At 57.1% G+C, this 24183-nt stretch carries 22 protein-coding genes; 15 read left to right on the top strand and 7 right to left on the bottom strand.

Annotated elements, in window-relative coordinates; genetic code table 11:
* Positions 1-3 precede the first annotated feature (3 nt).
* From ACKUG4_RS25080 to ACKUG4_RS25105, 6 genes are read left to right on the top strand one after another with little or no spacing between them, the layout of a single operon-like run.
* A complete protein-coding gene (locus tag ACKUG4_RS25080; RefSeq protein WP_445435057.1) occupies positions 4-1080 on the top strand; it encodes a glycosyltransferase in 1077 nt (358 codons plus the stop codon).
* Between the two features lie 14 nt (positions 1081-1094).
* Positions 1095-2207: a polysaccharide pyruvyl transferase family protein gene (locus ACKUG4_RS25085; RefSeq protein ID WP_007951622.1), complete on the top strand. Its 1113-nt coding sequence runs from the start codon at positions 1095-1097 to the stop codon at positions 2205-2207.
* Positions 2204-3436: an MATE family efflux transporter gene (locus ACKUG4_RS25090; protein WP_445435058.1), complete on the top strand. Its 1233-nt coding sequence runs from the start codon at positions 2204-2206 to the stop codon at positions 3434-3436. Before ACKUG4_RS25085 ends, ACKUG4_RS25090 begins: the two co-directional genes overlap by 4 nt.
* A complete protein-coding gene (locus tag ACKUG4_RS25095; protein ID WP_445435059.1) occupies positions 3427-4530 on the top strand; it encodes a hypothetical protein in 1104 nt (367 codons plus the stop codon). The genes ACKUG4_RS25090 and ACKUG4_RS25095 overlap by 10 nt, the downstream gene beginning before the upstream one ends.
* Positions 4531-4542: 12 nt before the next feature.
* Positions 4543-5586 carry an acyltransferase family protein gene (locus ACKUG4_RS25100; protein WP_445435060.1) on the top strand — a complete coding sequence of 348 codons (1044 nt, stop codon included), beginning with the start codon at positions 4543-4545 and terminating at the stop codon, positions 5584-5586.
* Positions 5587-5598: 12 nt separating this feature from the next.
* Entirely contained in the window at positions 5599-6747 is a 1149-nt protein-coding gene (locus ACKUG4_RS25105; RefSeq protein WP_445435061.1) for an SGNH/GDSL hydrolase family protein, read from the top strand.
* A gap of 3 nt (positions 6748-6750) precedes the next feature.
* Here ACKUG4_RS25105 and ACKUG4_RS25110 read toward each other — a convergent pair whose 3' ends face one another.
* Together ACKUG4_RS25110 and galU are read right to left on the bottom strand one after the other, a co-directional pair.
* Positions 6751-7158, bottom strand: a complete 408-nt coding sequence (locus tag ACKUG4_RS25110; RefSeq protein WP_236190853.1) for a phosphohexomutase domain-containing protein — start codon at positions 7156-7158, stop codon at positions 6751-6753.
* Positions 7159-7205: 47 nt separating this feature from the next.
* Complete coding sequence (galU, locus tag ACKUG4_RS25115) at positions 7206-8039, bottom strand: UTP--glucose-1-phosphate uridylyltransferase GalU (protein ID WP_445435062.1); 834 nt, start codon at positions 8037-8039, stop codon at positions 7206-7208.
* A 379-nt stretch (positions 8040-8418) separates the two neighbouring features.
* On the opposite strand from galU, the gene galE reads away from it, so the two are divergent.
* From galE to ACKUG4_RS25145, 6 genes are all read left to right on the top strand, one after another.
* Positions 8419-9435 (top strand): UDP-glucose 4-epimerase GalE, encoded by a 1017-nt coding sequence (galE, locus tag ACKUG4_RS25120; RefSeq protein ID WP_039772766.1) that lies wholly within the window; start codon positions 8419-8421, stop codon positions 9433-9435.
* A gap of 227 nt (positions 9436-9662) precedes the next feature.
* Positions 9663-9899, top strand: coding sequence for a hypothetical protein (locus ACKUG4_RS25125; RefSeq protein ID WP_003226528.1), 237 nt, complete (start codon positions 9663-9665; stop codon positions 9897-9899).
* A 90-nt stretch (positions 9900-9989) separates the two neighbouring features.
* A complete protein-coding gene (locus tag ACKUG4_RS25130; RefSeq protein ID WP_172829496.1) occupies positions 9990-11105 on the top strand; it encodes a polysaccharide biosynthesis/export family protein in 1116 nt (371 codons plus the stop codon).
* A gap of 11 nt (positions 11106-11116) precedes the next feature.
* Positions 11117-11782, top strand: a complete 666-nt coding sequence (locus ACKUG4_RS25135; RefSeq protein WP_445435063.1) for a YjbF family lipoprotein — start codon at positions 11117-11119, stop codon at positions 11780-11782.
* Complete coding sequence (locus tag ACKUG4_RS25140; protein ID WP_371855520.1) at positions 11779-12543, top strand: capsule biosynthesis GfcC family protein; 765 nt, start codon at positions 11779-11781, stop codon at positions 12541-12543. Before ACKUG4_RS25135 ends, ACKUG4_RS25140 begins: the two co-directional genes overlap by 4 nt.
* A complete protein-coding gene (locus ACKUG4_RS25145; RefSeq protein ID WP_445435064.1) occupies positions 12540-14618 on the top strand; it encodes a YjbH domain-containing protein in 2079 nt (692 codons plus the stop codon). Before ACKUG4_RS25140 ends, ACKUG4_RS25145 begins: the two co-directional genes overlap by 4 nt.
* A gap of 376 nt (positions 14619-14994) precedes the next feature.
* On the opposite strand, the gene ACKUG4_RS25150 is transcribed toward ACKUG4_RS25145, so the two are convergent.
* From ACKUG4_RS25150 to ACKUG4_RS25160, 3 genes are all read right to left on the bottom strand, one after another.
* Complete coding sequence (locus tag ACKUG4_RS25150; RefSeq protein ID WP_064598067.1) at positions 14995-16389, bottom strand: undecaprenyl-phosphate glucose phosphotransferase; 1395 nt, start codon at positions 16387-16389, stop codon at positions 14995-14997.
* A 381-nt stretch (positions 16390-16770) separates the two neighbouring features.
* Positions 16771-17430 (bottom strand): winged helix-turn-helix domain-containing protein, encoded by a 660-nt coding sequence (locus tag ACKUG4_RS25155; protein ID WP_039772761.1) that lies wholly within the window; start codon positions 17428-17430, stop codon positions 16771-16773.
* Positions 17431-17721: 291 nt separating this feature from the next.
* The gene (locus ACKUG4_RS25160) at positions 17722-18462 is read right to left on the bottom strand and encodes a winged helix-turn-helix domain-containing protein (protein ID WP_445435065.1); all 741 of its coding nucleotides are present in this window, start codon (positions 18460-18462) and stop codon (positions 17722-17724) included.
* 506 nt (positions 18463-18968) lie between these two features.
* On the opposite strand from ACKUG4_RS25160, the gene ACKUG4_RS25165 reads away from it, so the two are divergent.
* Positions 18969-19802, top strand: a complete 834-nt coding sequence (locus tag ACKUG4_RS25165) for an undecaprenyl-diphosphate phosphatase (RefSeq protein ID WP_007951638.1) — start codon at positions 18969-18971, stop codon at positions 19800-19802.
* Here the strand turns inward: ACKUG4_RS25165 and ACKUG4_RS25170 are convergent, their stop codons facing one another.
* Together ACKUG4_RS25170 and dusA are read right to left on the bottom strand one after the other, a co-directional pair.
* Complete coding sequence (locus tag ACKUG4_RS25170) at positions 19803-20174, bottom strand: DUF2388 domain-containing protein (RefSeq protein WP_445435066.1); 372 nt, start codon at positions 20172-20174, stop codon at positions 19803-19805.
* Between the two features lie 84 nt (positions 20175-20258).
* Positions 20259-21254: a tRNA dihydrouridine(20/20a) synthase DusA gene (dusA, locus tag ACKUG4_RS25175; RefSeq protein ID WP_445435067.1), complete on the bottom strand. Its 996-nt coding sequence runs from the start codon at positions 21252-21254 to the stop codon at positions 20259-20261.
* A gap of 171 nt (positions 21255-21425) precedes the next feature.
* Here dusA and ACKUG4_RS25180 point away from each other — a divergent pair, with 171 nt between their 5' ends.
* Entirely contained in the window at positions 21426-22085 is a 660-nt protein-coding gene (locus ACKUG4_RS25180) for a hypothetical protein (protein ID WP_445435068.1), read from the top strand.
* Positions 22086-22216: 131 nt separating this feature from the next.
* Positions 22217-23986 carry a GmrSD restriction endonuclease domain-containing protein gene (locus ACKUG4_RS25185; RefSeq protein WP_445435069.1) on the top strand — a complete coding sequence of 590 codons (1770 nt, stop codon included), beginning with the start codon at positions 22217-22219 and terminating at the stop codon, positions 23984-23986.
* Positions 23987-24183: the final 197 nt, after the last annotated feature.

Here is a 24183-nt window from a genome sequence, read left to right on the forward strand (position 1 = left end):
GTTGTGAAAAAAATACTGCACGTGGCGGAAACGATCAAAGGTGGGGTGGCGACGGTCATCCGCACAATTTCGGCGGCTCCCGAAGACGGGCGCTATGAGCTGGTGTATCTGGTCCCGCTCGACCAGAAGAAAGAACTGCACGGCATCGATCCACAGCAGATCCGCACCTTTGCCCGAAGCGGGCGGAATGTGCCGTCGCTGCTGCGTTTTGCCTGGCAACTGGGGCGGGTCCTGCTCAAGGAAAAACCCGACGTGGTGCATTTGCACAGCACCTTTTCCGGGGTGATCGGCCGTTGCGTGTGCGTGCTGCTACGACCGTGGCGCAAGCCGAAAATCGTCTACTGCCCGCATGCGTTCTCGTTCCTGATGGAAAGCTCGCCGATCAAGCAGAAAGTCTATGCGGGGATCGAACGGGTGCTGCAGAAAGTCACGGACACGATCATCTGCGTCAGCCAGTTCGAGCTGGACAAGGCCGCGAAGTTTGGCATCGAGCGCAAGCGCATGACGCTGATCTACAACGGCATCGATCACAAGCATGAAGAACGCAAGGCCAACGATCCGGCACCGATTCATCTGCTGTTCGTCGGTCGGCTCGACTACCAGAAAGGCTTCGACGTATTGCTCAAGGCTTACAGCGAAGCAAAGCGCAGCGACCTGAAACTGACGGTGGTGGGCAGTGCGGTGAACGAGGACGTTGTCGAATGTCCGCCGCTGGACGGGGTGGAATACCTGCCTTGGGTGACCCCAACCGAAGTGCACGCGCTGTATCAGAAAGCCGATGCGCTGATCGTGCCGAGCCGCTGGGAAGGCTTTGCCATGGTGCCGCTGGAAGGCATGGCGCTGGGCCTGCCGGTGATTGCCAGCGACTGCACGTCGTTGCCCGAACTGGTCACCCATGGTGTGTCCGGTTACGTCTTCCCCGCCGGTGATCACCAGGCGCTGGCCGATCGCCTGAAGAAAATCCAGAAGCCTGCGTTGTCGGCCCTCGGCATCGAAGGTCGGCGCATCGTCCGCGAGCGTTTCAGCGCCGCGTTGATGATCCGCCAGACCTACGACGTGTATTCCGCTCCCTCTTATTAAGTAGAACTCCGCTCATGAACGTAACGATTTTGCATGGCTACAGTGCCTCCAACTCCGGCGATGGTCTGCTGGTCGATCTGGCCATTGCGCTGGTGCAGCGCAACTTTGGCGAAGACACCGCGATCAGTGTGGTGGCTTCCGACCCGGACTCTTTCAAGTACCTGCCGCACCCGCGCTTCGACGCGCCAGTCATGGCGGCCAAGGGCCTGGGTCGGGTCAAAGAGGCGGTGTTCCTCAATCAGTCCTACGCGGGGCTGGCGGATCTGTTGAAGAAAACCGATCTGATCGTCGGCGTCGGCGGCGGCTACATGCGTTCGAAGAGCGCCTTCGAGCACATCAAGCTGAAACTCGGCCACGCCAAGCAGCTGGAAACCGCGATCCTCAGCAAAGTGCCGTCGGTGTACCTGCCGCAAAGCATCGGGCCGTTCCACGGCGACAGCGACAAGATCGTCGGCCACTACGCCAGCGCCGATGCGGTGTTTGTGCGCGATAACCGTTCCTCGGCGCTGTTCGATGCCTGTGAAAATGTCTACCGCGCGCCGGACCTCGCGGTGCAGGCCCTGGCCGGCAAGATCCTCCAGCAACCCAAGTTCACCCGCTGCGCTTCGACGCCGGCCACGGTGTGCGTAGTGCTGCGCAAACCGCCGGCATGGAGCAAGGAAAAGAAGCTCGCCTACGTGGCCAACCTGAAGGTGCTGCTGCAGCGCTTGAAGAACAAAAGCAAAGTGGTCTGCGCCGTACAGAGCGCCGTGCGCGGTAACGATGACGGCGCGTTCTATCGCGAACTGGGCATCACCGAGGACCTGCTGCCGCTGAAGGCAACGCTGGCCAAATACCAACCGGACCTGGTGATTTCCGTACGCCTGCACGGCGCGATCGAATCACTGCTCTCGGGTGTCCCGGCGTACCACATCAGCTACGAACGCAAAGGCTTCGGCGCGTATCAGGACATGGGCGTCGAGGACTGGGTCATCAACGGCGGCGACATCAATGTCGACACCATCATCGACACGGTTTACGCGCCTGACGCGCTGTCGAATTTCGGCAAACGCCTGACCGACACCTGCCGTGAGATCGAGGCGAAAACCGTGGCCATGGACGACATCATCAAGGGCGTCATTCGATGATATTCCGGCTGTTGCTGCGGGGCGGGGCACTGGGCGCGAAGTTCTTGCTGGTGCTCGCCATCACCCATTACCTCGGTTACGAGGCGCTGGGTTTTTACGGCGTGGTGGTCGCGGCGTCGTTGATCGCGTCGAAGTTCTACAGCGTCGGTTTCAGTTCTGAGATCAACCGGCTGATCAGCGTGGGCGGCAGTTCGCGCCGGGTCGTGGACAAGGTGCTGCTGCTGTACCTGGCCGTAGGGCTGGCGTTGTCGGTGCTGACGGTGGTGATTTATTCGCTGTTCCAGTCGGTGGAAGCGACGGCTGCGCTGATCGCCTGCGTGACGCTGGTACTGCTCACCGAACACCTGTCGTTCGAGATCAACTCGTTCGTGTTTTCCGCGCAGAAAGCCACGGCGGGTGCGCTGCTGTTCTTCATCAAGACGGGGCTCTGGGCGCTTCTGGCCGTGGGCGGCATGGCACTCGGCTGGGTGTCCGCAATCGCCAGCGTGCTGTGGCTGTGGGTCATCGCCAACGTGCTGGTGATCGTCGCCGGTTACCTGATCGTGGTGAATGTTCATCGCGGGCGGGAAGAGGGAACCCTGGCGACGGCGGCCGTGTGGAAAGCCGGGTTGCCGTTTTACCTCGGCACTGGCCTGATCGCGCTGAGTCAGTACGCCGAGCGCTTTCTGATCATCGACCTCGAACCCTACGCCAGCCTCGGTAAGTACGTGTACGCGTGGTCGGCGGCCAACACCTTGCAGGCGCTGTCCTACGCGGTGGTGGCGGTGGTCGGCATTCCGCTGCTCGCCAAGCGTTATCAGGCCGATCAGCAACCGTTCACGGTCCGGCAGTTGTTCGTGAACAAATGGGTCGCGCGGTCGCTGGCGGTGTCGGCGGCGGTCGCGGTGGGCATTTATCTGTTCTTCAACGTGGTGCTCGACTACGTCGCCACCAGTGTTCCGCGTCCGGACAACGGCATCCTCGGCGTGCTGATTTTCTCCTTCGCCCTGCGCGCCATTGGCGACATCGTCTGGGGCGGCTTGATCGCGTCGAAAAACAGTCGGGTGTCCCTCGCCAGTGCGGCCATTTGCCTGTTGGTTTCAGTGCCGGTCAGTTACCTGCTGATCAAGCACTGGTCGATCTACGGCGCGGCCTGGGGCAACGCCTTCGCGATCACCGTGCAGCTCGCCGTGATCGCGCTGCTGACCCGTGCCACGCGGGCGAAAAAGGCTGTCGTGTCATGGGCCTGAAACTGCCATGCATCGAGTTTCGCGGCCGCCGTCTCGATTCGTCGCTGTCGTTCCTGATCCTGTTCACCGGGCTGTTTCTGTCGGTGGCGATGCCGCTGCTGGTACCGCGCGATCCGGGACCGGACGCGATGACCCTGTGGTCGTCCTACGCCCGGGCCGACAACTGTAATTTCTGGAACCCGTTCTCGCCGGATCGCTCGTCCTACGAGTGTTCGGCGTTCCTGCTGCGGCCCACCGGGATCAACCTGACCAACGCCTGGGCCTACGGGATGTTCTGCAACTTTTTCCTCACGGCCATTCCCGTGGTGGTGTTCCGGCGCATGCCGCTGACCATCTTCGGAACCCTGTGCCTGTGGGGCATCGTGCGTTCGTTTTTCCTGGAAAACCTGACCAAGGAAATCATCGTGTCGGTGGCGGTGCTGAGCATTCTGTTCAGCTCGCTGACGCGCAAATATCGCGGCGGATTTTTCCTTTCGGCGGTGATCTACGGCGTGCTGATCCGGCCCTACTGGATTCTGTTTTCGCTGTCCTGGGTCGGCGTCTGCGTGATGAAGAAATACGTCTCGCGCACCACCTTCTTCCTGATGCTGTTCCTGTTCTATCTCGCAGTTGCAATGGCGATCCAGCTGGCGCTGGGCTTTCCGGTGTCGTCGATTCGTGCCAGCAACAACGAACTGCGCACGGCGGGCGAGGAGGGTTCCAAATCGCTGATCGTCTCGTGGCTCAGCGGCAGCGACTTCGTCTCGCAGGCCCTGGACTCGATGATCATTTTCTTCCGCTTGTCGTTCCCCGTAGAGCTGATTCTGCTGTCCGGGCCGGGTCAGGTGATCTTCGTGGCGTTGATGATCATGACCGCGCTGCTGCTGTTCAAAGTCATCACCTCGACTGATTACAAGGGCGTGCCGATCCAGACCAAACCCAAGGAACTGATCGCGATTCCGCTGGCGTTTCTGCTGGTTCAGGGCTTGTTCGAACCGGACTTCGGCTCGTTCGCCCGGCACTTTTCGATGGTGGTACCGGTGCTGTTCGTGGGCCTGGGGTTGATGTTGCGGGCGAACAAACCGGCGAAGGTTGAATCAAGAATTCTGAATTGAGGCGGGTGCTTTATGTCGAGCAAGAAAAAGTCCCTGGAGATCGAAACCCTGCGTGGCCTGGCGTGCCTGTTGCTGGTGCTCTATCACGTGATCGGGCCGTTGGGCGGTGGTTTGAAAATCGACATCGGCTCGCCGTTCCGGGTGATCGCCGATTCGATGGTGTACGTGCGCATGCCGCTGTTCACCTTCATCTCCGGCTACATCTATTCCCTCTACAAGATTCGCGGCAATGACTTTTCCGCGTTCTTCAGCGGCAAGGTGCGGCGCCTGATCGTGCCGCTGTTTTGCGTGGGGGTGCCGTTCTCGGTATTGCAGGCGGTGGGGCCGGGCGTGAACAAGGACGTCAGCGTGATGGATGCGCTGTTGTCGTTCTACGTGCCGATCAACCACTTCTGGTTTCTGCAGGCGGTGTTCATCATCTTCATGTTCGTCGGCCTGCTGGAGTGGCGCGGTTTGTTGCGTACACCGACGCGCCTGTACCTGTTGTTCGCCTTCGCGGCGGCGGTGTTCCTGTTGCCGCCGTTTCCCGTGGACGCGTTCGGCATCAACGGGGCGATTTATCTGCTGCCGTTCTTCGTGGCGGGCATGATCGGCCAGGAGAAAGTCAGCGAGCTGAAGCAGACGTTCAAGGTGATCGGCCCGCTGGTATTTGTGCTGATCTCGCTGACGCTGCTGTACGTGGCGGCGGTGGATCGCGAGCTGATTGTCGACCGCCGCAGCCTGATCGGCCTGACGGTGGGCTGCGTATCCTGCATCGCGTTACTGTCGAGTGACATGCGCTCGAAGACGCTGACCTGGCTTGGCGGTTACTCCTACGCAATTTTCCTCTTTCACGTATTGTTCGCCGCTACGTCGCGTTCGATCCTCGGCCGCCTGGGTGTGAAGGACGAAAGCGTGCTGGTGTTCTGCGGCGTGATGTGTGGCTTGCTCGGGCCGGTGGTGTTGTCGATGATTTTCAGTCGATTCAACTTCACTTCCGTGCTGTTTCTCGGCGAACGTGCGGCGACGAAAAAGAAACCGGCGGCGACCATCGCTCCGGTGGCGCAGACCCGATGAAGGAAGCGATCCATGCTGGCTGTTGATGATGTGCCGCCGGTGGCGGCGTCGGTGGTGCAGGTCGGCGACGCTCGCGAGCGGTTTGGCCAGTGGCGCGAAGGCAAGGCCGGCAAGGTGTTGTCGATCTCGGTGATCGGCGACAGCTACAGCGCCGGGCAGGATTTCTACCTGAACAAACTGGTGCAGCGCGTGGCCGGGGAGGTCGGGTTTGCCGGGCCGGGGTATGTCGGGTTCAACCACGGTGCAGCGCTCGGCGGCACGCATTTCAAGTACACCCGCAGCAGCGAGAAATACTTCGGCGGCGACTGGCAGGTCTCCGGCCTCGGCCAGGCCAGCCCCGACAGCCGCACGGTGACCGGCCACCCCGGCGCCTGGCTGCAAGTCGAGGCCAGCCCGACGCCTGCCATCAACACCGCGGTCACTCAGGCGAAACTGCTCTACCTCGGCAACGGCGAGTCCAGTGAGTTGCGTTATCGCTGGTCACCCTCCGCCGACTGGCAGCCGTTGAAACTCGCGGGCGAGGGCGTACAGGAAGTCCCGCTGTCCGGTACGTCGGCCGCGACCGACTGGGCTTTCAGACTGGAAGTAGTTAAAGGCGCACCGACCCTGTTCGGCCTGTGGCTGAGCAACGATCAGAACGGGGTTCGGGTGTCGAAACTGGCGGCGTCCGGCGCGGCATCCGCTGATTTCTACCACGACGATGCCCGCTGGCAGGCGCAGTGGAAAGCCGTGGTTTCGAAGATCCCCGCAGACATTTACCTGATCATGCTCGGTGGCAACGATCAGGGTTTTGGCGTGAAGCCCGAGCAGTATCTGCATAACGTTCAGGGGCTGGTCGGCATGCTCCGCAAGATTCAACCGGCGGCGAGCATCAACCTGATCCTGCGTCAGGACACCACCCGCTCCAGTGCGTATCCGATGTCGGCTTATGCGCAGGTCATCGAGCCCTGGGCCCGTGAGCAGCGTCTGGGTTATGCCAACCTGCAATGTGCGTTTGGCGCTGACGTCAAACGCTACGCGGCGGCCATGATCGGACCGGACAAGATTCATCCGCTACCGGCCACGGGCGGGCGGTTGATTGCCGATTACTTCTATCGTTGGGTCGTGGGCGGACAGCAAAAAGTCTCGCCACAGGACAACTGTGGCGAGACTTTGAAGTAGCCGTCAGTTGTCGAACAGATCCAGATGGCTCAGCAGCTCTGCGGTTTTCTGCGGCATCAACTGCGTCACGCAGCGGGTTTCCACATTGACGATGATCGCCGGGTCGTTGCAGCAGATCCGCACCCGAAAACGCCAGTCGCTGAAGATCATCTTCAGGCCGTCGCGGTCATCGACCTCCAGCGCCTGTTCGCCGTAGATCCGTTTCAGATGGGCGAGCAGGGGATAGGGATCCCGGATCGGTCGGCGTATGTCCCCGGAGGAGGGAAACACGCCGAGGCGGTCGACCAGCAGCAGGGTGCCCAGCCACGGGCCATTGGCGCTGGGCAATGGCTGATGGCGGGATAACCAGCTCATCACCCCGAGGTTGTCCACCTCACGTTCAATCTCTGCGGAATGTTGTGCAATGTTCATGGTTGCCTCGTTGGATGTGCGTGCTGCAATGAATCAGTGGGGGCCGCTCAGCGACCCTTCAGGTAAACGTTGTCGTAGCAGAAGTTGGTCGCCTGCAGGTAACCCTCGGCGTCGCCGCAGTCGAAGCGCAGCCCCTTGAATTTGTAGGCCAGCACGCAACCGTTCTGCGCCTGTTTCATCAGGGCGTCGGTGATCTGGATTTCGCCGCCCTTGCCCGGCTCGGTGTCGGCGATCAGGTCGAAGATGTCGGGCGTGAGGATGTAGCGGCCGATGATCGCCAGGTTCGACGGCGCGTCTTGCGGGGCCGGTTTTTCCACCATGTGGTTGACCCGGTAGATGCCCTCGGAAATCGCTTCGCCGGCGATCACGCCGTACTTGTGGGTCTGGTCGTGCGGCACTTCCTGGATGGCGACGATCGAGCAGCGGAATTTCTTGTAGAGCTCGATCATCTGCGTGAGCACGCCGTCCCCTTCGAGGTTCAGGCACAGGTCGTCCGCCAGCACCACGGCAAAGGGCTCGTCGCCGATCAGCGGGCGGCCGCTGAGGATCGCGTGGCCCAGGCCTTTCATTTCCACCTGACGGGTGTAGGAGAAGGTGCAGGTGTCGATCAGCTCGCGAGTACCGGCCAGGAATTTCTCTTTCTCGGTGCCACGAATCTGGTGTTCGAGTTCGTAGCTGATGTCGAAGTGGTCTTCCAGTGCGCGCTTGCCCCGTCCGGTGACGATGGCCATGTGTTGCAGGCCGGCGTCCCGTGCTTCTTCAACGGCGTATTCGATCAACGGCTTGTTGACGATCGGCAGCATTTCCTTGGGCATGGCTTTGGTGGCCGGCAAGAAACGCGTGCCATAACCGGCAGCGGGGAACAAACATTTACGGATCATAAAAGTTTCCTGGTCATTCATGGCGCACTGCCATCGTTTATTGCAATAACGAAGGTTGCAAGTTATTGAAGCTGTACTTTAATACCTGACTCGGGAGATGAGTGGCAAATAGCAATGAGTGTAAAACACGACAATGTTATGAGATGTCGGTTTGACAGTTATTGGTTATTTTTAGTCGGCATCCGTTGATAGTGATGAATGCGCGGGAGTGCTAATAAGTACCAGGCAATACAGTTTGGCTTGTAAAAATATTTATAGCCAGTGATTGAACTGTTTTTGTTTCTGGTTGTTGTCGCGCTGTTTGTGTGAATCAAGACACACATTAAACAAACAGCGCTTGACACGCGAGTTGGCACTTTTCCCACTTATGGACCGCGCTATGAAGATTCTGGTAACGGGTGGCGCCGGCTATATCGGCTCGCACACCACACTTGCACTACTTGAAGCAGGTTATGAAGTTGTAGTTCTGGATAATCTTTGCAACAGCAGCGACGCCGCCTTGCACGCGGTGGAAGCCATTTGCGGCAAAAGTGCGCTGATGATTCGCGGGGACGTCTGTGACCGGGCCCTGCTGGACCGGATTTTCCAGCAGCACGCCATTGATGCCGTGCTGCACTTCGCCGGGCTCAAGGCTGTCGGCGAGAGCGTGCGCAAGCCGCTCGAATACTACGAAACCAACGTCAGCGGCAGCATCACGCTGTGCCAGGCAATGGCAGCGGCGGGGGTGTTCCGGCTGGTGTTCAGCTCGTCCGCCACGGTCTACGGCGAGCCGGCGCAGATGCCGATCCGCGAGGATTTCCCGACCGGCACTCCGACCAATCCCTACGGCCAGTCCAAGCTGATCGTCGAGAACGTGCTGCGCGACCTGTGCCAGTCCGAACCGCGCTGGAGCATCGCGCTGCTGCGCTACTTCAACCCGATCGGCGCGCATCACAGCGGCCAGATGGGCGAAGACCCCAACGGCATTCCCAACAATCTGGTGCCTTACATCAGCCAGGTGGCGGTCGGCAGCCTCAAGGAATTGTCGATCTTCGGCGACGATTACCCGACGGTCGACGGCACCGGCGTGCGTGATTACATCCACGTCGTCGATCTGGCGGACGGGCACTTGAAAGCCCTGCAAACCATCGCCGACCGTACCGGCATTCATACCTGGAACCTCGGCACCGGCGACGGCTACAGCGTGTTGCAGGTGCTGCGGGCCTTCGAGCAGGCCTGCGGGCAGCCGGTGCCCTACCGGGTAATGCCACGGCGTTCCGGGGACATTGCCGAGAGCTGGGCCGACGCCTCCAAGGCCGCCAAGGAACTCGGCTGGAAAGCCACACGCAACTTGCAGGACATGGTCACCGACACCTGGCGCTGGCAATCGAATCATCCACGGGGTTATCAGGGATGATGGCGTTTTAGTGCAATGTTAGTTTCAGTCAGGTTGTTAGATATCGTCGGGAAATTAGACTGGCAATGCCTTTTGCAAGTCCGTAGATATAAACCTGCCGTTCGACTTTTATCAGTTGGGTAAGACTGTGAAAGAACAACGGATCTTGTTCGCGCTTTTTGCGACTTGAACTCTACCACCTCTAACCAACACCCGATGTTCAGGTGCGATGTTAGAAAGGAGTTGATATGAAGAAAGTGATGGCGATCGCCCTGTTGACGATGTTGAGCAACTGGGCCTCCGCAGCTGAAGCGCCGCTTACAGCAGTGACCAATGTATCTGGCAGTGTCGCGGCTTCTACAGCGCCTGCTGCCAGTACTGCCATGGTCGCCAGTGCTGTAGCGGCGTCCAACAGTGGTGGAAGTGCCAACGGCGGTACAACGGGTACCACCGGTACCACGGGTACAACCGGCACGCACAACTAACTGAAGTATCTGTTGGTGCAGTACAGGGTCGCCCGACGAAAGTCGGGTGACTTTGTTTTTGGATTCGCCCTTGAATAGCGTAGTGCCATTATGACCCGTCGTTTTTCTCTTTTATTGTTGGCAAGTATCGCTTTGCAAGGTTGCATGTTCTCCCCCGGCCAGTACCTGAGCACCAGTAGCATCACGCGCCAGGGCGCCAGCGAAAGCAGCCGGGTCGAGCTCATTCCGATCACCCCCAAGCTCATCGCCATGAACCGCGCCACGTACAAGCGTGAGTCGGTGCCGGCGGAGTTGTTGGCGACCCCGGCCGAATACCGCATCGGCAGCAACGATGTGCTGTACATCACGGTCTGGGATCACCCCGAGCTGACCGCCCCTTCGGGTGCGCAACAGCAGATCGACGCCAACGGCCGTCTGGTGCGTTCCGACGGCACGTTGTATTACCCGTACATCAAGGAAGTCCAGGCCGCCGGCAAAACCATCCAGCAACTGCGTTCGGACATCGAGCAACGTCTCTCGGCGTTCATTGCCGAGCCGCAAGTGGATGTCGCGGTGCTGCGTTTCGCCAGCCAGAAAGTCGTGGTCTCGGGCGCCGTCACCAAGGCCGGCCCCCAGGCGATTTCGACCAACCCGCTGAGCGTGGTCGAGGCCCTCGGTTCGGCCGGTGTCGATACCAACAATGCCGACTTGTCGGGGCTGATGCTGACGCGCAACGGGCGGGTCTATCCGCTCAATCTCGACGCCCTCAATCAGCAGGATTCCGAATTGCAGAACGTCTACCTCAAGGGAGGCGATCAGCTGTATCTGCCGTACAACGACAACAAGCGCATCTACGTGATGGGCGAGGTCAACCAGCCCCGTGCGCTGAGCTTCAAGACCGCCACCATGAACCTGTCCGACGTGCTCGGCTCGGTCGGCGGCTTGAGCCAGACCACCTCCAACGGCAACGCTGTGTACGTGATTCGCGGGGTGGAAAACCTCGACGTGGAGCCGGCGAAAATCTATCAGCTGGAAGCCGAATCGCCGACCGCCATGGCGCTCGCCTCGCACTTCGAAGTGCGGCCCCAGGACGTGGTCTACGTCGGGCCTGCCAACGTGACTCGCTGGAATCGCCTGATCAGCCAGTTGGTGCCGTCGGCATCGATTGTCGGGACGGGGGCTTCCGCTGCGAAGAACTGGAGCGAATACAGTAACAACAGCAAATAAGGCCGCCGACTGTGAAAACGTTGAAAGTGGGCGTGTGCCTGATGGCGGCCGTGTTGTTGAGTGGCTGCAATCCGTTGATGAGCGCTTCGTTGAACAACCTCAAGTCCGCCGTCATCGGGCCGGATGAACTGGACGTGTCGGCGGAGCAGGTCGCGGGGGTCAAGTATCCCCAACTCAAACTGACCACGCCGTCCGGTTCCGGGGTGCTGGCGCTGGTGCGCGAGCGCGAGGACCTGCAGTTCTGGGTCGCCTCCGGCAAGCAGGTGCTGCTGATGTGCGACGGCCTGGCCATGCGCACTGTCGGCCTGGGTGTGGAGGGTGATCTGGACGGCACGCGCCTGTCCGATGACTCGCCGTTCAAACAGGGCCTGCATCGCATCACTGACGGCTACACCAGCCGTCGCTGGATCGACCTCTACAAGGGCCAGGAAGTCGGGATCATCGTCAACAGCCGCTTCTCCCGAAAATCCCTGGAAACCCTCGACATTCTCGACAAGGAATACTCCGTGCTGCGCGTCGATGAGCAGATTGACGCGCCGGCCATCGGCCTGCGCGCGACCAACCGTTACTGGGTCGATCCGGTGGACGGTTTCATTGTGCAAAGTGAACAGCAACTGACCTCGCAGTTGCGGGTCAGGATCGTGCAGCTGACCCCTGACCGCAGGCATGTCCCGTGAAGCGGCTAAGAGCGCTCTCGGCGTGCCTGATGTTGCTTGCCGGTGCCAGTGAGGCCGCGGTCATCGTCAGCGGTGATGTCGCCAACCCGGGCCCGATCGAATTGCCGGCGGGCGGACGTTTGCGCGATGTGATCGGCGAGGCCGTGCCGAATGCCGAAGGCTACTGGCTGGCGGGCGTCCTGTTGCGTCAGTCATTGCTGGAAGAACAGACGCGACTCAAGGTCGGCGTGCTGTTCGATCTGGACGTGCTGCAGCGCATGGCCATGCTGTTTGACAAGCCGAGTCGTGCGGCGCTGGCACAGCGCCTGGCCGAGCAGGTCCGGCAGATGCCGGTGACCGGGCGGCAGATCGCCGATCTCGATCCGGTGGCGGTGGAAGTCGGTTTCGCCCGCAACATCCGCCTCGACGATGGCGATCAGTTGATCTACCCGAAACGGGTCGACGAAGTCGAAGTGTTGGGCGCGGTCGCCGAGCCGTGCCGCCTGCCTTATCAGCCGTTGCAGGAGGCCCGCGAATACCTGCAGGGCTGCACGTTGCTGACGGCGGACGCCGATGCCGATTATCTGTGGCTGATCCAGCCCAACGGCGAATCGCGGCGGGTCGGCATCGCCCACTGGAACCGCGAGAGCGGGCAGATGCCCGTGGCCGGCAGCAAGATTCTGGTGCCGGTAAAAAACGATGATCTGGATCCGCCTGTCCCTGAACTGAATCAGCAGTTGGCCGAATTGATTGCCACGCAGTTGGCTGAGGTGGTTCGTTGAATTTGCGTTTTGCAGCTGTGTTGTTATTGCCATGTGGCCTGGTGCATGCCGAGCCACGGATTACCCAGAATGACTTCGGCGGCGTCGGTCTGTTGCAGACCCCGACCGCGCGCATGTCGCCCGCCGGTGAGTTGAGCGTCAACGCCAACCGCACCGAACCGTACAGCCGATACAGCGTTTCGTTGCAGCCGCTCGACTGGCTGGAAGGTTCGTTTCGCTACACCGCCATCACCAACCGTCCGTACGGTTCCGAAGCGCTGAGCGGCAGCCAGAGCTATAAGGACAAGGCGGTCGACGCCAAGGTCCGGCTGTGGCAGGAAAGCCACTGGGCGCCGGAAGTGGCGCTGGGCTTTCGAGACATCGGCGGTACCGGTTTGTTTGCCAGTGAATTCTTCGTCGCCAACAAGCGCTATGACAATTTCGATTTCAGCGCCGGCATCGCCTGGGGTTACATCGGTAATCGCGGCGATGTCGACAACCCGTTGGGTTCGATCAGTGACCGCTTCAACACCCGCCCGGATCTGGAAGGCACCGGTGACGTCAACGCCGGCTCGTACTTTCGCGGCAAGCCGTCGTTTTTCGGCGGCGTGAGTTACCAGACGCCCTGGGACCGCCTCAGCCTGAAACTCGAATACGAAGGCAACGACTACAAGCACGAGCCCAAGGACAACATCATCAAGCAGGACTCGCCGATCAACCTCGGTGCGGTGTTCAAGGTGACCGATTCCGTCGATCTGAGCGCGGCCTGGGAGCGCGGCAACACGGCGATGTTCGGCATCACGTTCCACACCAATTTCGTCAGTCGCAAGGCCCCGGCCAAGACCTTCGACCCACCGGCCGAACCGCTGCCGGCGAAGGCGCCAGCCACGACGATGGAGGAGGTCAACTGGGCCGACGTGTCGCGCCGTTTGCAGCGGAACGCCGGCTACAAGGTCGAGCGCATCACCCAGCGCGATTCCGAACTGATCGTGTACGGCGAGCAGCAGCGCTATTTCCATTCGCCCAAGGCTGTCGGCCGTGCGAGCCGGATTCTCGACAACAGCGTCAACGACGACATCGACTGGTTTACCGTGGTCAACAAGCGCTACGACCTGCCGCTGGAAGAAACCAGCGTGCCCCGGCAGACCTTCCGCGAAGTGATCAACAACGAAGAACCGCTGGAATCGCTGCACCGCACCACCGAGATCAACCCGGCAATGCCGCGCAACGAGAAAACCCTCTACACCGAAGCGCCGCAGCACTTCAATTACGGCGTCGGTCTGGGCTTCAAACAGAACGTCGGCGGCCCCGATGGCTTGCTCTATCAGTTCACGGCGGATCTGGACGCCGAGTACCGCTTCAACCGCAACACCTGGTGGAACGGTCTGCTCAGTCAGAACCTGATCAACAACTTCGACAAATTCACCTACGACGCGCCCAGTGGCCTGCCGCGTGTGCGTACCGACTTGCGTCAGTACCTGACTACATCGGACACCACCATGCCGCTGTTCCAGGTCAGCCACGCCGAGCAACTGGACAAGGATTTGTACGGCATGGTCTACGGCGGTTATCTGGAGTCGATGTTCGCCGGGGTCGGGGGCGAGGTGCTGTTTCGTCCGACCGGCAAGCGCTGGTCGATCGGTGCGGACCTGAACTACGTGCGTCAGCGTGAGTTCGACCAGGGTTTCGGCCTGCAGGATTACTCGGTCTGGACCGGCCACATTACCGGCTACACTGACCTGCCGTTCGACACGCTGGCCGCGGTCAGCGTCGGGCGTTACCTGGCGGGCGACTTTGGCGGCACGGTGGATATCTCCCGCGAGTTCTTCAACGGCGTGCGCTTTGGCGCCTGGGCGACCATCACCACCGCCGGCAGCGCCGAGTATGGCGAGGGTAGTTTCGACAAGGGGCTGTATTTGTCGATTCCGTTCGACGAAATGATGAGCATGTCGACCATGCGTCGCGCCAACCTGGTGTGGGCGCCGCTGACCCGTGACGGTGGCGCGCGGCTTAATCGCAGCTTCCAGCTGCACTCCATGACGGATAGTCGGGAAGGGGACATGTTCTACCGCAACTTCGGGAAGATTACCGAGTAGGTTTGGGGGAGCGGGGAGTTAAAGCGGGAGCCTGTGGGCTCCCGTTTTGGTTTGTGGTGAAGGGGGATCTTGATGCAGCCGTGATTGCTGTGGGAGTCGGTGTGTTCCAGGTTCAAACCTGATGTTGAATGATCCGGCGCTTTCGTCGGATCGCCGCCCGGACCAAGCCCGCTCCCACAGGTTATCGGGTGAGGTCGCAATCTTCAGCATTCCCCTAATCCCTGTGGGAGCGGGCTTGCCCGCGAAGGCGTCTGTTCAGGCGACATCAGAGGATCTGTCACTCTTGGGTTTCATAGCCCCGACCAACCCCCAAATCCCGCCCACAAAAAAGGGGACTTTCGTCCCCTTGCGGTGTTGCCTTCTCAAGCGCTGCGTCTCAGTAAATATCCTTCGACAACAGCGTAAACGGCGTCTTCACCAGAATTTTCAGATCCAGCCACAGCGACCAGTTATTGATGTACTTCAGGTCGATCTCAACACGCTTTTCCATCTTGTCGAGGGTGTCTGTCTCACCCCGGCAACCGCTGATCTGCGCCAGGCCAGTGATACCCGGTTTGATTCGGTGGCGGGCCATGTAGGCGAGGATCTTGCCCGAGTAGTAGTTGTTGTGCGCCACGGCGTGCGGACGTGGGCCGACCAGTGCCATGTGCCCTTGCAGCACGTTGAACAGTTGCGGCAGCTCATCCAGCGAAGTGCGACGGATGAAGCGACCGACCGCGGTAATGCGCGAATCGTTGCGGCTGGCCTGCTTGACGTCACGGTCATCGTGAACGCGCATCGAGCGGAATTTCCAGACCTTGATCACCTTGCCGTTCCAGCCGTGGCGATCTTGCTTGAAGAACACCGGGCCCGGCGAGTTGAGCTTCACCGCCAGGGCCACGGCCAGCAGCACCGGGCTCAACAGGATGATCGCCAGCAGGGCGACGGCTTTCTCCACCAGGCTCTTGCTCAGCGCAGCGGTCGGGCGGCTGGTCAGCGGGCTTTCGTTGAGGTAGATCGCCGGCAGACCGTCCACGACTTTCACCGAGTGGTTGAGCAGCGTCAGGCTGTTCAGGTCCGGCACCCAGACCACGTCAACGTTGGCATCCAGCAAGTCCACATACATGGCTTCGATCTTGGCGGCTTCCGACAGCGGCAGCGTGATGTACAAGCGGCGGATGTCGTGGTTCTGGATCAGCTCAAGCAGTTCGTCCTGAGCGCCGACAACGCGCGGGGCGTCCGCTTCCAGCGACGGGGTATCGCCGTTGCTGACGAGGCCGACCAGCGGCAGGTTTTCATGCTGGCTCAACTTCTTCGCCAGACCCAACGCCAGTTCGCCGGTGCCGACGATCAGGGTCTTGTGTTCGCTTTTGCGCGACCGCTGGTAGAACTTCGAGAACGCATGCAGCGGTGCGTACAACAGCGCCTGACCGAGGAAACCGTACACCGCCCACTCAAGGATGACCTGGCGGGAGAACAGCGCATCGGCCTTGCAGATGAAGGCGATGAACGCCAGCCCGGCCATGGTCATGAACCAGCCCATGAACAGTCGACCCAGCCCGGTCAGGTAATTGTCTCGCTTTCGATACGCGCCGCTGAAGGTATAAGCCGGCACCGAGGCCAGTACGGCCAGGATCGTGCACATCCGATAGTAGAACTCGACGGTGCCCGTGTGCTGTTCGGCCAGTATGAACAACAGGGAAACAATGAAACTCTGTGCCAGCGCCCATTGGCCCCAAAAGGTCAGTCCCTTGAGGCCGGTGTTTCGATTAATACGAAGAGAAAGATCCATACGATATCCCCAAAAGACGTCCATTCAGGTTTCGACAGTAGAAAACCGAGTTGTTAAGAGACTTGTTATTGTTGTTTGAGCCAGTGTCCTGAGGTAACAACGCCGGAATGCGGAACTGTCGTCAGTCAATAGACTAAGTTATTGCCGGGGATGCTGTCTGACGAGTTCTAACAAGATGGCACAGTGCCAACTTATTTAAATTTCCAATATGCAAACGTTAGAAAAGGTCGAAAGGCAGGGGGTGAATAATCAATATTGTGTTTGCTATCGTAGGTGGGGTCAGGAGGCGGGTATAACCAGGGAGGGGTGAAACCAAACAGAGTGCTTTTTTATTTTTGTAATCGCACTTGTATCTGTTTGTCTTGTAGTGGGGGATGTTGTTTAGGCAACAACTTCCTGGATCAGGCAATAACCGCGATTGCGCACGGCACGAAACAATCGTTCACCGTTGCTGGCGTTCTTGAATTTGTCTTGAAGACGGCTCAGGCACATTTCCAGTCCCCGGTATTGCTCCGGCTCGCGGCCGATGCTGAGAATCAGATCGTCGCGACTGACAACGCGATCTTCATGGTGCAGCATCTTGCGGACCAGTGCGGTTTCAAGCCCGGTGAGACTGATCTCGACGCCTTCTTTCGTCAATGCACCCTGATCATTGTCCAGATGCCAGGCTTGGGTGCAGGGCGCGTCGGATTCGATCGTTCGGGAAGTATCAGCGGGGTTTTCGGACATGGCCGTGGAATTGTGGAATGAATGCGCCGATTGTGCTGCCAGCCATTCCGATTCGAGGGTGGCCAATATGCGCTGGGTATCATGTTCGATGCTACGTGCGACATGCTTCCTTGTGCCGCGTGGGTAAGTGAACTCCATCAGCATCGGAGTGGAAGAGGGCGAAGCAACACCTTCAATAAACATTTGTGCCTGAGACGTGCCAAACGAATTGAAACGCTCACTGGAGAGAATGCTCTCGAGTTCGCGCTGCGACGCTGAGCTGTTAGTCACGACAACAAAGTATTTTCTTGGGAGGGTCGTGCTGGTTTCCATGTCTCTCTCCTAAAGTACACACCAAATTTGGCGAAAAAATAATGGCAGGCGAGCAATGTTTTCCTCGGAATTAATCGATCAGGCAGGGTCTGGGCCCAAAGATGGCCTCGATAAGTTCCACTCGGTCTGCGTTAGAGTAATGGTTTATTGTTATGTTTAAGTGTTGCAGCGCTCATGCAATTGACAGCTTTTTATTAGATATGTGACGCGGTTAAAACTATGAGAAAGCGGATGTTTGAAGCGTTGCATCAGACGTTCCCTCGTATGCTGCAAAAGAGTGTTTTCCCTGAATCAAGGAGTTGAGATCAACCCCCTCATCAGACGATAGCCATACCCGCGAATGCTCTGTATGGCGTTCGTACCGTACACGTCCTTGATTTTCCCACGCAAGCGGCTGATGGATTTTTCCAGCGCTCGAGGGTCGTAGAATTGGGTGTTCAGCCCCATGATGCTGGCGATTTCATCGTGGCTGAGAATGTGATTGCCGGTCTGCGCAAAGGCTTGCAGGATCTTCATTTCGGCAAAGGAGATATCCAGTTTCTTGCTGGTGTCCGAGAGGCAGATGCGGGTGGGGTCCAGCACCAGGCTGATATCCCGCTGCCATTCTTCGCTGTCGAAGAACTCACCCAGCAATTCCGCGCTTTCATCGGACAAGGTATTGAGTTTGATACAGAAGTCGGCACCGGCCAGAAAGTACTTGATCTTGTTGTGGGCGCCGCGACCTGTGATCACTGCACAAATAATCGGCTTCAAGTTGTCGTTGCGCAGGTTTTCCACCAGCGCAAGGTTATCTTCGAGTGCCTGAGGGCTGTCGATGATAATGAAGATCGCCCGATACAGGCCGTGATATTCGTTGTGCTGATATAAACTAATGTAGGCGTCGGCTTCAACAGCCACACCGCTCTGCACATGCTTTGCGATTAGCGCGCTAAAGTGTTCAGCCACGCCACGGGTACGACCCAGGGTGAGAACACCTGGTTCGTCGCTTGTGCGGCGCGGGCTTCTAGTCGCTAAGTTACCTGTGAGCATCATGCATTGACTCGAAAAGGTGCTGACATCGGGATGTTAAAGCACCGGTTCTCATCTGTGACTGACAATTGGTAACATTTGGACGAATTTTAGACGTGGCTCCCGAGTTTTCTAACAATAATTAAGCGATTCAAGCTTTTAGTTGATTTTTTCGGGGCTGTGAACTAACGGAATTGAGGCCGTTAGATGGTGGCAATATGGAATGGTGCCACTATTTTGTAATTATCGCGAGCTGTTTTTATGTCCCTTGGCCATCACTCAACTGCATACGTATCAGAGCAGTGTGAGGTGGGTCACATTTTATGGGGAGGCCTGTCTTTTGGCTATAACGTCGACAAGTTCACACACGGACGTTTATTAACATGCCTTGAGTGTGGCTTTTGATAAGACATATTCTCCGTCCCCGAGTCGGGCAATGGGTGTTCATCTGCCAATTGTTTTACTTCAGATACTCAATGCCTGAATGCATTTAACAGGGCGCCCGCAAAGAGCGCTCTGACGGAGGATTAATGGATTTACTGACCTTGTTCAAGGTGCTGATTCTTGGGGCGGTAGAAGGCTTGACCGAGTTCCTGCCCATTTCCAGTACGGGCCACCAGATTATCGTTGCCGACTTGCTGGAATTCGGCGGTGAACGCGCCATGGCGTTCAACATCATTATTCAACTGGGCGCCATTCTGGCCGTGGTCTGGGAGTTTCGCCCGAAGATCTTCGAGATCGTCAAAGGCCTGCCGACCCAAAGCAATGCACAGCGTTTTACCCGCAATTTGCTGATCGCCTTTTTCCCGGCAGTCATTCTCGGCGTTTTATTCGCCGACACGATTCATGAATACCTGTTCAACCCGATCACCGTTGCCGTCGCATTGGTCGTGGGCGGCATCGTGATGTTGTGGGCCGAGCAGCGCGATCATGTAGTGAGCGTCGACCATGTGGACGACATGAAGTGGGCCGACGCCCTGAAGATCGGTTGCGTACAGTGCCTGGCGATGATTCCAGGCACGTCGCGCTCCGGTTCCACCATCATCGGCGGTCTGCTGTTCGGCCTGTCACGCAAAGCCGCCACGGAGTTCTCGTTCTTCCTGGCGATGCCGACCATGGTCGGTGCCGCAGTGTATTCCGGCTACAAGTACCGCGAACTGTTCCAGAGCAGCGACCTGCCGGTCTTCGCCCTGGGCTTCGTCGTAGCGTTCATCTTCGCGATGATCGCCGTGCGCGGCCTGCTGAAGTTCATTGCGAACCACAGCTACGCCACCTTCGCCTGGTACCGCATTGCCTTCGGCTTGCTGATCCTCGCCACTTGGCAATTTGGTTGGGTCAACTGGACGGCGGCCGCAGCCGCCTGATCATTGACTGCTGATCAGTGCAGCGACGGCGAGGTCGCTTAACTCGGTATCGGGCGATTCATGACGAAACCGCTGCAAGGCTGACGTGAAATACGCAGCCTTCAGCATGCCGTCGCTGGCTAGATAAAGCCGCGCGTCTTGCAGCTCCTCGGGGGAGTAAACGCGTTTATGGCTGTCGGTGGTTTCTTGCGAGGCTGTAAAAGGTGTGAGCAGCAGGGAAGCAAGCGAGAAACCAGACAACTTGGTCACCTCCCATGGCGTATCGGTGTTACCCAGACACAGCCCGTCGCAGTGGGCCTGGGCATTAGGCGTGGCGCAAAACAAGGCAAGGAGGGTGCAACGCTTGAAACCAGAGAAATTCAACGCGGGCATAAACAAAAGACATCCTGTCAGTACATCAAAAGAATTACATCAGCGGGCAACAGTCATTCGTTGCCCGCATATTCAAAGCATCGATCAACGACCCGCCAGCAACTCCGCCGCCTGATCCAGCAACGCCAGCGGATCCTTGGCCTTGTGGATATCCACCGACAACAACTGACGAAACTTGCGCGCCCCCGGAAACCCGGTGCCCAGGCCCAGCACATGCCGGGTGATGTGATGCATCGCGCCGCCGGCCAGCAAATGCTCGGCTATATAAGGCCGCAACTGCGCCAGCGCCTCGGCCCGGCTGATCACCGGCGCGCTGCTGCCAAACAACTGCTGATCCACCTCGGCCAGCAGATAAGGATTGTGATACGCCTCGCGCCCCAGCATCACCCCGTCAAAGGTCTGCAAATGCTCATGGCAGGCCTCCATCGTCTTGATCCCGCCGTTCAGAATGAACTCCAGCTCCGGAAAATCCGCCTTCAACCGCGCCGCCACGTCATAACGCAACGGCGGAATGTCACGGTTCTCCTTCGGCGACAACCCCTCCAGAATCGCAATCCGCGCATGCACCGTAAAACTGGTGCACCCGCCATCCCGCACCGTGCCGACGAAATCACACAGCTCCTCATAACTGTCCCGCCCATTGATCCCGATCCGATGCTTCACGGTCACCGGAATCGACACCGCATCACGCATCGCCCTCACGCAATCCGCCACCAACTGCGGATGCCCCATCAGGCACGCACCAATCATATTGTTCTGCACCCGATCACTCGGGCAGCCAACGTTCAGATTCACCTCGTCGTAACCGTGCTCCTGCGCCATGCGTGCGCAAGCGGCCAGGTCCAGGGGAACACTACCGCCCAACTGCAACGCCAGCGGATGCTCGGCTTCGTTGTGACGGAGGAAACGCTCGTGATCGCCGTTGAGCAGAGCGCCGGTGGTGACCATTTCGGTGTAGAGCAGGGCGTTTTTCGACAGGATGCGTAGGAAGTACCGGCAATGACGGTCAGTCCAATCCATCATCGGCGCGACGGAGAAACGGCGGGAGAGTGGGGCGGGTGTGGCGGTGATTGGGGGCATTGGGGGTACGGAATCGGTGTGGCTGGGAGGTGGGGGAGTTTATCAGGAATGACCGGTTGGGCTCAGTGATATCCGGCGGAAATACAACCTCATCAAGTGTGGGATTAAGCAAGACATCCATGAAATGGACTGATAGCATCGGGCTATCAACAAGAGTGAGGAAGGGATCCCATGCTGAAAAAACTCGCATCATCTGTTCTCGTCGCCGGCGCCCTGCTTGCCTCCGCTCAAGGGGCTTTCGCCGAAGAAAAGCTGTTCAAGAACTACGTCTACCAAACCCCACTCGCAAAATTCACCGAAGCTGCCGGTTACTACGACTGCTCCGAAGACGTCGGCGGAACCGCGAGGTGCATCGACGATGTGGATTTCCTGGAAGAGAAATTCACCGTCGCGCTGATCTTTTCCGGTGACAAGCTGATGATGGTTTCACTCATCAGCCCGTTTGATCAGAACCTGTACGTCAAAGCCATCGCGGGGCTTTCCAAATCATTCACGCTGGTTTCCATGAGTGACGATAAATCGGTTTTAGATTTGGTTGACACCACTCGAAAGGCAAAAAGCAGAGAAGAGTTCTCGGCGAAGATTACTAACTTTGAGCAAGTCGGTCTGGCGGGTGGGAATTTGACCTATACCTTTCTTGAAGGAGTCAATGCCAAAGGGCAGCCTAATGCTGTTAGCGCGTTGGCTGCAGCGCCTGAAAATACTCGGTCCGCGGAGTTGTTGCTTGCGGGGCAGGGGGCGGATGCGGGGTTGCTTATTCGGTTTACGTTTCCGCGTTTAGAGGCGAATAAGGTTTTTGCTGAGGCTAAGAAGCCTGTTGAAAGTTTTTGATAGGTGAAATTTAAACTGGGCAGTTTTTGATTTGTGGGCGGTAAATGAATCCGTCCCCTTTCCCATGTTTTTTATTATGCTCGGCAGAGTCTAAATGTTATGTATTTTAATAAATAAAGGTATGAGTGGAAATGGCAGAATTAGCTTCGCAGCAGACTCCGATTCAATCAGTCTATACATGGTATCGAGAGGATAAGTTGTATGTTAATCGGCGTTATCAAAGAAAGTTGGTTTGGACGTTGGAGGAGAAGCAGAAGCTTGTTGAGTCTATTCTGAAGAAATATCCAATTCCTGCAATTTTGATCGCGGAAAGAGAGGAGGAAGCCGGTACTTATGAAATTATTGATGGGCTTCAACGCTTGCACGCAATTGTATCGTTTATTGAGACTGCGTTCCCTACTTTAGAAGATGAGTTGTTTGATCTGAATTTTTTTCCAACTGCCCTAGCATACTCAGTAGAAGGCGAGTTCGTTGCTGAAGTCTCAGAGAATTATATAACGCAGAAACAGGTTAGCACTCTTCTTGACTATCCACTGGCTTTGTCAGTGATGCGCCAAGCAACCGATGCTGAGATAAATGATGTTTTTGATCGAATTAACACATATGGCCACCGGTTAAGCGATCAGGAGCGGCGGCAAGCAGGAGTGCAGAACGATTTTTCGAATATGGTGCGTTTGATCGCATGTACTTTAAGGGGCGATGAGTCCTCTGATACTTTAGTTTTGCGATCTATGCCAGCGATAAGTATTGACTTGCCGAAAACCAAGCATGGATATGAAATTCAGGCCGATGAAGTTTTTTGGGTCAATCAAGGGATACTGAAGTCAACAGACCTAAGGGACAGTATGGATGAGCAATGCATCGCTGACATCGCTGCTTGTATAGTCGGTCCTGATTTGATTGAAAGATCTAAGGATGCTCTGGATAAGATCTATAATTTTGATACTCCCGAGAGCAATCAGATAATGAATGCTATGGAGGTTTACGGCGCGGAGCGTTTCGCTAAAGAATTTAAACATTGTGTAGATGAAATACTGCAAGTGTGTCAAGTTTCGCCTCCTAACAAGCTCAGAAATATCGTATTTAAAACAAAGACAACAAATGCGTTTCCTTCTTTTTTTGCTGTGATTATGATCGCCGTGCATGAGTTGGTTTTTAAGGAGAAGAAGCGAATTTCCGACTATGCGGGAATTAGAAAGATCATAACAAATTTAAATGAGCGAGTTGAAACTAGTAAAAAATCTACATCGCCACAGGAACGACGAATCAACGTCAATACCATCAAGATGTTGATTGAGTCGTTTTTTGTTGATGCTGGCGACTTTGAGCCAATTTATGGCGATCACGCTACTGCCGACATTGATGCGCTTATAAAACGCTCTGAGATTGAATTGCCAAGCTATGAATTGAAGCAGGGGATGCTCTCGCTTGGTGCTGATCGAAAACTAGATAAAAACCTGATTACTAAAGTACTGAAAACTATTTGCGCCATCGCTAACAATGGCCCAAAGCAAATGGGTAAGTTGATTCTCGGTGTCACTGATAAAAAAGTTGATGCGCAAAAAATTGCCCGTCTAGACAATATTGTGCCGAACAAAGTAGGTCACCGATTCGTGGTGGGGATTGCCAGAGAGGCCAAAAAGCTTGGGATCAGTGTCGAAGATTATTATACGCAGTGGAAACGTTCGATTTCTGAATCGAAGCTTTCAGAGCCTTTAAAAATGTCTGTTCTATCAAGTATTGACTATAATTCGTATTTTGGGCTTGGTGTTATCGTAATTACGATCAAGCCTCAGCAAGATATTTCCTATTTCGATGGGGATGTTTATTGGCGGGATGGCGATGAAACAAAAAAAGCTGAGGATGCTCGGCAGGTTGCTAGTGTAGCGAAAAGGTTCTGAAACTTTTTTTAATACACAGAAAAGGGTGGATTTGTTTGTTGTCTTTTAGACGATTAAATAGATCTGCCCTGGTGTTGTTTGATAGCGCTGCTGCGTGCGCAAAACGTAATGAAACGTAATGAGGACAGACTTGTTTTTCGGATTTTTCATATAGGGGACAAAGTGGTAAATAAATCAGTCCGCATTTTCAGCATTTG

The sequence above is a fragment of the Candidatus Pseudomonas auctus genome (assembly GCF_048654275.1).
In the GTDB taxonomy this organism is placed as follows: Bacteria; Pseudomonadota; Gammaproteobacteria; order Pseudomonadales; family Pseudomonadaceae; genus Aquipseudomonas; species Aquipseudomonas pharyngis.